The sequence below is a fragment of the Arcicella sp. BE140 genome (assembly GCF_031456255.1).
Taxonomy (GTDB): domain Bacteria; phylum Bacteroidota; class Bacteroidia; order Cytophagales; family Spirosomataceae; genus Arcicella; species Arcicella aquatica.
Genome location: NZ_JAVDUE010000012.1, coordinates 56529 through 68583 on the forward strand (window position 1 = coordinate 56529; position 12055 = coordinate 68583).

11 protein-coding genes are annotated in these 12055 nt (G+C 36.3%); 3 read left to right on the forward strand and 8 right to left on the reverse strand.

The window, feature by feature from the left end:
• Window positions 1-91 precede the first annotated feature (91 nt).
• Window positions 92-1816: a M3 family oligoendopeptidase gene (locus J2Y60_RS16690; protein ID WP_309920990.1), complete on the forward strand. Its 1725-nt coding sequence runs from the start codon at window positions 92-94 to the stop codon at window positions 1814-1816.
• Window positions 1817-1890: 74 nt separating this feature from the next.
• Here J2Y60_RS16690 and rpsJ read toward each other — a convergent pair whose 3' ends face one another.
• The 3 genes from rpsJ to J2Y60_RS16705 all read right to left on the reverse strand — a co-directional run bounded on the left by rpsJ (window position 1891) and on the right by J2Y60_RS16705 (window position 3742).
• Window positions 1891-2196, reverse strand: coding sequence for a 30S ribosomal protein S10 (gene rpsJ / locus J2Y60_RS16695; protein ID WP_184135098.1), 306 nt, complete (start codon window positions 2194-2196; stop codon window positions 1891-1893).
• Between the two features lie 121 nt (window positions 2197-2317).
• A complete protein-coding gene (locus tag J2Y60_RS16700) occupies window positions 2318-2821 on the reverse strand; it encodes an SgcJ/EcaC family oxidoreductase (protein WP_309920987.1) in 504 nt (167 codons plus the stop codon).
• 87 nt (window positions 2822-2908) lie between these two features.
• Window positions 2909-3742, reverse strand: a complete 834-nt coding sequence (locus tag J2Y60_RS16705) for a helix-turn-helix domain-containing protein (protein WP_309920985.1) — start codon at window positions 3740-3742, stop codon at window positions 2909-2911.
• A gap of 228 nt (window positions 3743-3970) precedes the next feature.
• On the opposite strand from J2Y60_RS16705, the gene J2Y60_RS16710 reads away from it, so the two are divergent.
• Window positions 3971-4678 carry a hypothetical protein gene (locus J2Y60_RS16710; RefSeq protein WP_309920982.1) on the forward strand — a complete coding sequence of 236 codons (708 nt, stop codon included), beginning with the start codon at window positions 3971-3973 and terminating at the stop codon, window positions 4676-4678.
• Window positions 4679-4707: 29 nt separating this feature from the next.
• Here the strand turns inward: J2Y60_RS16710 and J2Y60_RS16715 are convergent, their stop codons facing one another.
• Window positions 4708-5418, reverse strand: a complete 711-nt coding sequence (locus tag J2Y60_RS16715; protein WP_309920979.1) for a pseudouridine synthase — start codon at window positions 5416-5418, stop codon at window positions 4708-4710.
• Between the two features lie 141 nt (window positions 5419-5559).
• Here J2Y60_RS16715 and J2Y60_RS16720 point away from each other — a divergent pair, with 141 nt between their 5' ends.
• Complete coding sequence (locus J2Y60_RS16720; RefSeq protein ID WP_309920977.1) at window positions 5560-6825, forward strand: aminotransferase class V-fold PLP-dependent enzyme; 1266 nt, start codon at window positions 5560-5562, stop codon at window positions 6823-6825.
• 133 nt (window positions 6826-6958) lie between these two features.
• On the opposite strand, the gene J2Y60_RS16725 is transcribed toward J2Y60_RS16720, so the two are convergent.
• The 4 genes from J2Y60_RS16725 to J2Y60_RS16740 form a co-directional block, all read right to left on the reverse strand.
• A complete protein-coding gene (locus J2Y60_RS16725) occupies window positions 6959-7207 on the reverse strand; it encodes an acyl carrier protein (protein ID WP_309920974.1) in 249 nt (82 codons plus the stop codon).
• Between the two features lie 95 nt (window positions 7208-7302).
• Window positions 7303-10365 (reverse strand): efflux RND transporter permease subunit, encoded by a 3063-nt coding sequence (locus J2Y60_RS16730; protein WP_309920971.1) that lies wholly within the window; start codon window positions 10363-10365, stop codon window positions 7303-7305.
• A gap of 31 nt (window positions 10366-10396) precedes the next feature.
• Complete coding sequence (locus tag J2Y60_RS16735) at window positions 10397-11446, reverse strand: efflux RND transporter periplasmic adaptor subunit (RefSeq protein ID WP_309920970.1); 1050 nt, start codon at window positions 11444-11446, stop codon at window positions 10397-10399.
• A 31-nt stretch (window positions 11447-11477) separates the two neighbouring features.
• Window positions 11478-12041 (reverse strand): glutathione peroxidase, encoded by a 564-nt coding sequence (locus tag J2Y60_RS16740; RefSeq protein WP_309920968.1) that lies wholly within the window; start codon window positions 12039-12041, stop codon window positions 11478-11480.
• Between the last annotated feature and the right edge of the window lie 14 nt (window positions 12042-12055).

Below are 12055 nucleotides of genomic sequence, written 5' to 3' on the forward strand. Positions count from 1 at the left end.
ACAAAGTTCTATTACTTTTGATAAACAAAATTTAACATACGAGTAGCTTGAAATCTGATCAATAGCTACCTACTTCTTTGATTAAAATAAAATGACAAAATCCATAAACATTAATCCACCAATCCGTAAATTTTTAACGGCAGATTTTCAATTAAGCACTTGGGAGAGTGTAAAACCTTTATTTGATAATTTAGTAGAGCGTACTATTAATAATGTAGAAGATTTACGAAAGTTTTTCACTGATCGTTCTGAATTAGAAAGCTACCTTTCTGAAAACTTTGCTTGGCGTTATATCAAAATGACTTGCGATACGGGCGACAAAGAAATCAAAGCAAATTTTGATCATTTTGTGACCGAAATACAACCTCATTTGGCTGAATACGACGATGTTTTGAATAAAAAGACGTTGGAAAGCCCATTTCTGGATGAATTGACTGATACAGGTTTTGACATTACGATTAGAGGAATGAAGAAATCGACCGAAATCTTCAGAAATGAAAATATTACGCTGTTTACTGAAGTCCAGAACCTTTCTAGCCAATACCAAGCGATAGTAGGAGCGATGACGGTTGAGTTGGACGGACAAACCAAAACTTTGCAACAAGCAGGAGTTTTCTTGGAAAATACCGACCGTTCTTTAAGAGAATCTGTTTATAGAAAAATACAAGAACGCCGTTTTCAAGATCATGAAAAGCTGGACGAGCTTTTTAATAAATTGACGGCTTTGCGTCATCAGATTGCCTTGAATGCGGGGTTTGAAAATTATCGTGATTATTCTTTTGCCGCATTAAAACGTTTTGATTACACAACTGCCGATTGCTTTAATTTCCATGATGCCGTAGCTGAAACCCTTGTTCCGATGTTGAACAATTTAGCGAAGGAAAGAAAAAGTGCCTTAGCTGTTAGCGAATTACGTCCTTGGGACAAAGCCGTTGATGCAAAAGGTCGCCCAGCGTTACATCCTTTTAAAGGAGGAGAAGATTTATTGAATAAAACCATTGAGTGTTTTACACAATTAGACCCATTCTTGGGCGAATGCTTAACCATTATGAAAGGTATGGGGCGTTTGGATTTAGAATCAAGAGTTGGCAAAGCACCCGGAGGATATAATTATCCATTAGAAGAAACAGGTTTTCCATTCATTTTTATGAATGCCTCATCATTGATGCGTGACGTAATTACGATGCTTCATGAGGGCGGCCATGCGGTGCATTCTATCGTGACGAAAGACTTGATGTTGAATACTTTCCGTAATTTCCCTTCAGAGGTAGCAGAATTAGCTTCGATGTCGATGGAATTGATTTCGATGGATTTCTGGAATGTGTATTTTGATAACGAGGAGGAGTTAAAGCGTGCTAAAATCCAACACTTAGAAGACATCATCAGTACACTTCCGTGGGTAGCAACGGTCGATAAATTTCAGCACTGGATTTATGAAAATCCAACGCATACGGTTGAAGAGCGTACCAAAGCTTGGGTTAATATCTATGAAAAATTTACTGATTCGGTAACGGATTGGTCTGGCTTAGAAAATTATAAATCGTGGATGTGGCACCGTCAGTTACATATTTTTGAATTGCCTTTTTATTATATCGAATATGGTATTGCACAGTTAGGCGCAATTGGCGTATGGAAAAACTATAAGGAGAATCCAGAAAAAGGCTTGGAAGGATATTTGAATGCCTTGAAATTGGGTTATACCAAACCAATGCGTGAGATTTATGAGGCGGCCAATATTCCATTTGATTTTTCAAAAGAACATATTGCTTCATTGATGGATTTCGTGCAGGCTGAATTAGCTATTTTGAAAAAGTAAGCATGCTCCAAAAATAAAAAATCCCTTTTAACAATGTTAGAAGGGATTTTTTGTATGTATCAAAGCAAGGAAAACTACACCTTGATTTCAACATCAACACCTGAAGGCAATTCTAATTTCATTAACGCATCAACTGTTTTTGGAGAAGATGAGAAAATGTCAATTAGACGCTTGTAAGTACATAATTGGAATTGTTCACGAGCTTTTTTGTTAACGTGTGGAGAACGCAAAACTGTGAATTTTTCAATTTTTGTAGGCAAAGGAATTGGTCCTGAAACCACTGCACCTGTAGCTTTAACCGCTTTCACGATTTTCTCAGCCGATTTGTCCACTAAAGTGTGGTCAAATGACTTCAATTTAATTCTGATTTTTTGATTCATCGAATTGGTACGTTTAAATGATTTGATTCCCTCAACGAAAGTACCATTAGCTTCATTTTCGGGACTGCAAAATTAGTGAATTTATTAATACTCAGAACGATAAGCCTAAAAATATTTTGAATTATTCTTTGGGCATTTTATTTACGGGATTACTTTGTTGTGCTGCTTCGTTAATTACTAAATTTTCTGTGGAGGTTAAAAGCCATTTCCCTGCTTTATTCACGAAAACCATCAAAGCTAAGTTTTCGGCTTCGTTATAGTGATTACCATTGGGTGTAGTATAAGCTCCAATATGCCAATATAAATGCACAACGGCTACATCATTCGTAATGAATCTGGTATGAACGCTCGTTTTTGATAAAGGAGTGTTTTGAAACATTACTTTGTGAAAAACTTGATGTGCATATTGTACTTCTTTTCTGTTTTTCCACCACATTCCTACCACATTTACCCAATCAGCATCTTCTGTAGCGTAATCTTTCATATCATTATAATTGTGATTATTCCAGCTATTTATGACGGCATCAACTTGCTTTTCGATAGCTATCTTATCTTGAGAATGGTCTTGAGCAAAGCCAAAATAAGGGCTTGAGAGTAAAAGAAAAGAGAGGAGTAAAGATTTCATAATCATATTTTTTTAGCGTTATGATTACAAAATTAGGCTGTTAGTTCGCCTAAGAATAGTACAAATACGACATCTTTGGAGAGCGTATCAGTCGTCATAAAAGTGATTTCCTAGATAATATGGAGAGTTTTTGAATTCTGCTTCTATAACAGAAGGAGAGATTCCACAAAAAGCTTTGAAGTCTCTAATCAAGTGCATTTGGTCAAAATAACCACATTCATAAGCAATCGTTGTCCATTTTGTGTCAGGAAATTTTTCTTTAATAGTCCAAGCCTTCGCAAAACGTATCATTCTTGTAAAAAATTTGGGTTGAAGTCCCAAACGTTGTAAAAACAAACGCTCTAATTGGCGATTACTTACACAAGCTTGCGAGGCGATGGTGTCGATATTTACTAAGCCTCCACTTTTGTTTATCAAAGGTAAGACAGCGTCTAATGGGAGTTTTGGTTTTAATACTTTTAGCTTACTCAAAAGGAAGTTTTGGATAATTTCGAGCGACTTTTCTAAAGAAGTCGTTTCTTGTAATTGTTCAATTATGAACTTGATATTTTTATCTAAAAAATATGTACTTTCTAACGATTCATCCATAATCATTTCGGTCATGGGTATGCCCAACAAACGATATAATCCGCCTGGCTGAAAACCTACTTTAATTGTAAAATTCCGATGAGGCATTTTTAGTTTTATCCTATTGATTTGCGGACCAACCAGAATACTTTGTGGAAGAATTACTTTTTTATTGGTTGTCAAGTACTCACTTTCGGGTACTTCAAAAGGATAAAAATAAAGGCATTGTTCAGCCAAGGGAGGGAACGAAATAGTAGGTGGTTTTTCACTTAGAGGAATGTCTAATTGAAAAACCATGATGTTATTTACAAACTCTCGCAAAGCTGGATGTGGCTGAAAAATTTTGTAAAACATACCTTTATTTTGAAAGAATGAACATATAAAGTATTACGTTGCTACGATAAAGGTGTTTGTCAAACGATGAATATTAAAGCATAACAGTTCAATAAGAGTTTTAAATTTAATGTTTCTTATTGTGTTGATTATCATAAAGATAGCTATTTTTTCAAAAAAAATAAAGAAATATTTTCCAACTATTCCAACTATAGTGGGGTCATTGAGGAAACAAACTTTAAAAAAATCATGAAAAAAATCATTTTAAGTGTATTCGCAGCCTCACTACTATTCTCATGTTCGATGGATAGTACTCCCTACATTCCGACGTACACTATTGGCGAAAATTTTAATACTTCAATAGAGGGATGGAAAGGAGATTTTGCAGATTACCCTGTAGGTGCTGAAGATTTCTATGAGTTAAAATTTGCTCAGGCTAAGTTGCCAATGCCATTGGATACGACCAAAAAAGCACTTAGAATTTCGGGTAATAATCATAGCGATGATTTGTTTATGTATATCACCAGAAAATATTCTGGCTTGAAAGCAAATCAGAAATATTCGATAAATTTTGAAGTTGAGTTTGCTTCTAATGCTCCTTCAAATGCCATGGGTGTGGGTGGTGCACCAGGAGAAAGTGTTTATTTTGGTTTAGGCCTTACCTCAATCGAGCCTAGAAAAGTGATTGATAGTACATCAAATCACTACAAAATGAATATTAAAAAAATGCAACAAGCTACTAGCGGAGACGACATGAAAGTGTATGGTAACATTGCCAATGGTACCGAGAAAAATGAGTATAAATTAATCAGAAAATCAGGCGTATTTACGGGTAAAACGGATGCAAAAGGAGATATTTGGTTGATTATTGGTACTGATTCTGGTTTTGAAGCAACTACTACCTTGTATTATACAGGTTTAAGAGCAACAGTTCAAGAAGTACAAGGAGGTATCTAGTTTAGCGAAGGACTTTTAATGCATCAGCATTAAAGTCCTTCGGTATTCATACCAATGGCAGCAAGTATTCGAGTAAATTCTTCGTTCATCGGAGCAATGATTCGAGTACTTTCTTGCGTAAATGGATGGGTAAACACTAATTCTTGTGCATGCAAAAGCATGGTATGCAAGTCAAATTTTTCTTCAAACATCTTATTGTGCTTACATTCCCCATAGGTTTTATCACCTATCAAATAATGCCTTAATTGAGCAAAATGCCTACGAATTTGGTGCATTCTACCTGTTTCTGGTGAAATTTCTGCTAAAGAATATCGTGAAGTTGGATAGCGACTTACTTCAATCTGAAGTTCTACTTGTTGCAAACATCTAAAATGAGTAATGGCGTCTTGAAATCCCCCTTTCTCACGTTCCAAAGGTCTATCAGTCATACCCGTTTCTGGTAAATAACCTCTTACTAAGGCTAAATATTTCTTTTGGATAGTATGAGCTTCAAATTGCTTTTTTACCTCTTTATCTGCCTCTGCCGAAAGGGCGAATAATAGTACACCTGAGGTTTTACGGTCTAAACGATGACAAGGACTTACCCAACAATTCAATTGGTCTCGTAATAGTTGCAGTGCAAAAACACTTTCATCGGCAGCAATAGATGAACGATGTACCAGTAAATTATGTGGTTTGTTAATGGCAACAAAATGTTCGTCTTGGAAAAGTATAGGAAGTGGTGGAAATTCTTGAGACATTCAGCGTGAGATTACATCAAATATTGACGCAATTTACGATGCTTTTTACCGAATTTAGTAAATTCCATTTTTTAAGTCTTATTTATTCTGTAATTTCAAGGAAAGCAAAACTATTTAATACTTCTTCTCCAAACTGTACCCATGCTTTCCAAACGTCAATTCCTAAAAACATTTACAGGTATTTCCGCCATTTCGATGCTGGATATTGAAAGCCTGCTGGCTAAAACCATTGATATTCCTGCCCAACAATTAGCCGAAGACGAAGCCTTTTGGCAAAACATCCGACAAGCCTATAACTTTACCCATGATTTTATTCATCTTGAAAATGGCTATTATTCTCTAGCTTCCAACGAAGTATTAGAAAGTTATATTCAACACATACGGGATGTAAACAAGGTGTCATCCTATTATATGCGGACTCGACAGTTTGATGATAAATTGGTTTCCCGAAAACAATTAGCAGACTTGCTCGGCTGTTCGTATGAAGAATTGATTATTACACGGAATACTACTGAGTCGCTAGATACTATCATTGCAGGCATCAATTGGAAAGAAGGTGATGAAGCCATTATGGCTGAACAAGATTATGGGGCGATGTTGGATATGTTCAGGCTACAAGCACGCAGATATGGCATGGTGAATAAAATGGTATCGGTGCCTAATCATCCAACCTCAGACGAAGAAATTGTGGAGGTGTATGAAAAAGCCATTACGCCCAAAACTCGTTTGTTGATGATTTGCCACTTAATAAATATTACAGGGCAGATTTTACCTGTTAAGAAAATTGTAGAAATGGCACACCGTCATGGGGTAGAAGTAATGGTAGATGGTGCTCATGCTTTTGGTCATTTAGATTTTAAGATTGCAGACCTTGGCGGTTGCGACTATTATGGTAGTAGTTTGCATAAATGGCTAGGAAATCCGCTAGGGGCAGGGATTCTGTATGTTAGGAAAGATAAAATCAAACAAATTTGGCAATTGTATGGAGATATGGGTTTTGCCGATGACGATATTCGTAAACTGAACCATACAGGAACCGTACCTGTTGCTACAGACTTAGCCATTCAGGATGCCATTAAATTTCATCAGAAAATTGGTATTCAACGAAAGGAAGCTCGGTTAAGATTTCTTCAAAAATATTGGACAGATAAAGTACGAGATAATCCAAACATCATCCTTAATACTCCTCAAGAAAATGCCCGAAGTTGTGGTATTGCCAATGTGGGCGTAAAAGGGAAAACCCCTCCTGAATTATCAAAGCTTCTTTTTGATAAATACAAAATCTTCACAGTGGCAATTGCTAATCAGAAAGCTAATGTCATGGGTGTAAGAGTAACCCCACATTTATATATTACTACCCAAGAGTTAGATGCTTTTGTAAAAGCGTTGAACGAAATAGCTGGATAAATGTTTTTCATCAAAAAAGGGTTTAGCTACTAAGTAATTGCTAAACCCTTTTTTGATGGAATTTGAATGATTTTGGTCAAGATTAAATTTATATTAAACTCTTCCCAAAAGCCATGTAGCCATGCTTTACTGCTTAAGCTTCTACACGAACAAGGTTTGCTTCCATTACTTCAGAGAGTTGCTTTATCGTCTGAATTTTATCCACCTCATTATCTGGCAAAACAATTCCATAAGTATTTTCTAAATAGACAATCAATTCAAGGAACTCTAACGAGTTCATCCCCAAATCTGCATAAAAACGTTTCTGTGGTGCAATTAATCGCGGATTAATATAGAAATTCCGTGATAAAAATTGAATAAGTTTACTCGTGTTGAATTTCATTGATTTAAAATTTTAATTTAATAGATAAAATTCTCTCTGTTAAAAACGCTCAATGATATTCAAATAGTATTTCCCTCAGGGCTTGCAAAAGCTTATTAAGCCTGTATTGCTTTTTTACTAATACTTGGCGGAAGTAATTTATACATTACTGGTGTAACTAAACGAGCCAACAATGTAGAACTTGTAATACCACCAATTAGTACAATCGCCAAAGGCGAATACAAATCAGAATATTCAATGATCAATGGAATTAATCCTCCGATAGCAGTGAATGATGTTAATAAGATGGGTACAAAACGAATTTCACCTGCTTGGTGAATGGCTTCGTCTAGCTCCATTCCGTCTTCTCTGAGTTGATTCGTGAAATCTACTAATAAGAGCGAGTTTTTAATTTCTATACCAATTAAGGCTATAAAACCAATTACGGCCGTAAATGATAAATTTTCTCCTGCAATTAACAGCCCAGCAATGGCTCCAACAATTCCTAGAGGAATTACAGAAAGTACAATGAGCGTCGATTTAAAATTCCTAAATTCTAAGATAAGAATAGCAATCATCCCAAAGACAGTTATCAGGATAATTACCCCTATGCCTCCAAAAGATTTTTCTGCATTTTCTGCTTCACCCGATACGGTATAATAAAAACCTTGTGGAAATTTGAATTTATTCAATTTCTGAATTAATTCCTGATTCACTTTAGCAGTGTTATAACCAGACTTCAAGAAGGTAGAAATGGTTACATATCGGTCTTTATTATAATGTTTTATCTGGTTGGGCGAAGTTTCAAATTTCACTTCAATCAATTGCTTAATAGGAATAGCCGTTCCTAAGGCATTATTTACATACAGATTGTCAAATACCTCAAAATTCTGTTTGGTATCTGTTCTTGGAATCGAAACATTGATGTTATAGTCATCGATTTGTCCTTCTTCACGATAAGTACCTACATTCAAGCCCGCAATGCCCAAACGCACTGTGCGGTCTATTTCAGAAATGTTTACGCCTAACAAACCAGCTTTTTCTTTGTTAATATGTACTCTTAGGTCTGTTGGTTGTACTCTTAGCGGATTGTCAGTATAAATAGAGCCCTCTTGAGCTGCTAAAATCTTTTCAATTTGTCCCGCAATGATTCTTAAGCTATCTAAATTATTCCCAAAAACTCTGTAAGCAATCGGTGCTTCCAAAGGTGGGCCTTGTTCAAAATCTTTTACTTCAATTTTAGCATTAGGATAATTAGCCAACTGAGTTCTCAATCTATCTATTATCTGCTTTTTCTCCTTTGTTTCAACATCTTGTAAAAGAACAAAAAGCTGTCCAAAGTTTTCAGATTCTGCTCCGCCGATTACATTATAGTAAATTCTAGGGTTTCCTCTACCAATATTGGCCGCTATGTTTTTAATTTCTGGCTCTTTTTTTAGTTCATTTTCTACAAAACGCACTACTTCGTTGGTTGCTTTTAGGTTGGTTCCAACAGGCGTTGTTACGTTAACCAAAAACATGGGCTTTTCGGAAGTAGGGAAAAGCGAGAAGCCTAAAAAGAATTTGGCAATCATCATCACACCTACAAAGATGCCTAAAGCACCTGCTAAAGTGATTTTAGGATGTTGTAAACACCAATCCATCAATTTACCATAAGTAGCGGAAATCAAACGTTTCATACCTCTTAAAATGAAATTACCTTCAGCATTTTCATGATTTTTTAAGATAACACTTGATAAAAACGGTACGATAGTTAGGGCTACAACCATAGAAGCCAATACCGTAACACTTACAGCCATAGGCAAGCTACGGATAAATTTTCCAGCGGCTTCTGGTAAGTTAGCTACAGGTAAAAACGCAAAGATTAACAACACTGTACAACCTACTACGGCCAAGCTAATTTGTTTGGTGGCATCAATCGCTGCTTGTTTTTTAGGAATCCCCATCCGCATAAACCGTTCGATATTTTCGACGACCACGATAGAGTCATCCACCAGAATACCCAACGCTACAATCATCCCAACGATAGAAAGTTGGTTGATGGTAAAACCTAAGGCATATAAAAGTGCAAGCCCAATGGCCAATGAAAGCGGAATAGAAATCATTACTACTAAACTAGCCCTAGAACCCAAAGGCAAAAGGGTAATCAATACCAATAGGATGGCAATGCCGAAATCTTTGGCGAAACGCATCAATCGTTTATCAACAGATTCTGCCTGATCGAATACTTTTACCAAGTCTACGGATTTAGGTAAAGTCTTTCTAAACTCCTCGATTTTCGGGTCAGTCTGTGCACGTACTTTGATAATGTTTTGCCCAAACTTCTGGCAGGCCGTTACAAATACACTTCTGTGTCCGTTTAAACGTGTTTTATGCGTTTCGTCTTCGTAGGCATATTTTACTTCGGCAATGTCCTTCAAGTAAACGATTTTAGTACCGTTGGTAAAAACAATGACATTTTTGATTTCCTCAATATCTTTAAAATTTCCAGAGGTTTTTACATTAAATTTTTTGTTTGAAAGATTCAGTGAACCACCCGGAATATTTACGTTTTCAGACTGAATCGCTCCTAATACTCTGTTTACAGGGATTTTGTCTTGTGCCAATTTTGCCTGATTCAACTCTACCGATATCTTTCGCTGAGGAAAGCCCCAACTTTTAATATTTTTTAGAGAACGATTTTTCTCTAACGTTTTTTCCAAATCGTCGGCATACTTTTCTAATTGAGAGTAGGGGAGGTTTTCAGACACTAAGGCAAATTGATAAATATTTACACCGTCAGGCTGATACCGTTCTATGCGTACATCTAATACATCGGCAGGCAATTCTTTCCTGACGGCGTTCATTTCACGCACTATCTCTTGGTATTTTTCCTCTGGGTCCGATTCAAAAGCGTATTCAACCTGAAAAATAGCTACACCATCATAAATACTGGTTCTAACTCTTTCGATATTATCTAATTCGTTAATACGTTTTTCTACTACATCGGCTACTAACTGTTCAACATCTTTGGGGGAAGCTCCTGGATAAATAACCGTGACACCAAACTGAGGAGAAGAAAATTCAGGGTCTTCTCCACGAGGCATATTCAATAAGGAGTAAATTCCTATTGAAAGAATACCCAAAAACACGACCAGCGTGAATTGGTAATTTTTAACTGAGAATTCAGAGATTTTCATAATAATTTTATTTGAGTGTGAAACTCTCTTTTTATTGAATGATTTTAACCTTGCTTCCTTCTACTAAATACGCAGACCCGCCAGTGATTACTTGTGTGATAGGTACAGATGGAGGCTGGATAAATACTTTATCACTATTGATAGAAAGTATTTTAATGGCCACTTTGTGTGCTTTTCCGTTTTCAACTGTATACACAAAAGCATCATTTCCATTACCTTCAATGACGGCATCAATGGGCACAAAGGTATTTTGATGGATAGCATTTGGCGTAATGATGGCATTACCGAATAGCCCCGTAGCTATTTTTTTACCTTGCGTATTTAACTTTAATTCTGCCTGATATAATCCTGAGCTTTGGTCTGCTCCTTGTGATAGATTAGAGACAGTAGCCGTAAATGGAGTATCCGCAAAAGCATCTAATTGAATAGTAGCTTTATCCCCTAAATGAAGGCGTGTCCAGTCTTTATCAGCAACACCCACTTTCAGGACCCAGTCGTTAGCACTGGTTGCATTCATAAAAAATACAGGAGTGCCTGGACCAGCTAATTCGCCTTCATTCATGAGCTTTTTTACAATGACACCTGTTGAAGTAGCATAGATTTTAGAAAATCCCTGATTGTAATTCGCAATTTCAAAGTTTTGTTTGGCTACACTCAAAGCCGTAGTTAGGTTTTGAACTTGTTCAAGGGTAGCTACAGAATCTTTATAAAGGTTTGTCACTCTTCTTAAATCACGTTCGGCTTTTTGTACACTTTCAGAAGCTTGTTGTACTTGTGCATTGATTTCAGTAAGGTTTAACGAGGCTAATAGTTGCCCTTTCGAAACATTCTGACCTTCCTTTACATAAATTTTGGCGATGATTCCTCCTGTTTTGAACGATAAACGAGCCTCTTGCAATGAAGCTATTAACCCAGAGGCTTTGATGACTTCATTTGAATTACCTTGGACAACGTCCGCCAATTTTACGGCGATTACATCTTCGTCTGCCAAAGATTTTTTTTCTGGTGCTTTTTTGCCACAACTTACCAGTAACGAAAACAGTAAGGAAAAGCCAATAGAATAAGTGATAATTTTTTTCATATCCTTTGAATATTTATTCTTAAAAATTGATTTAGAATGCTAAAGCTTGTTTGAAAGAAGGATTTTCGGGCTTAACGGCTGAACCAAAAAAATGCGTTAATTCTCCTTTTTCGTTGATTAAGTATTTACAAAAATTCCAGCTTGGTTCTATATTGTTCCAGCCATTTTTGTTTTCATCTGAAAGCCACTGATAAATAGGATGTTTGTCTTTGCCAGAAACACTTACTTTTTCTGTAATCGTGAATGAAACGCCATAGTTTACTTGGCAGAATTCTTCAATCTCAGAGGCACTGCCAGATTCCTGTGCTAGAAAATTATTGGCGGGCATACCGATAACAACTACTTTATCTCCAAATTTTTCATGAAATTTTTGCCAGTCTTCATATTGTGGTGTGTATCCACATTTAGAAGCCGTGTTGATAATCAATACTTTTTTGCCTTTAAAATCAGCAAAGCAGATGTCTTTCTTACCTGTCAGATTTTTGATGGTTAAATCATAAAATGACTTCTTGCCAGCTTTTGCCGTTTTGGGGCGGGCGATGATATTATTTTTTTCAGTAACGTTTCTGAAAATGCTTTTTATCGTGTTAAACATGATTTCTTAGTAGG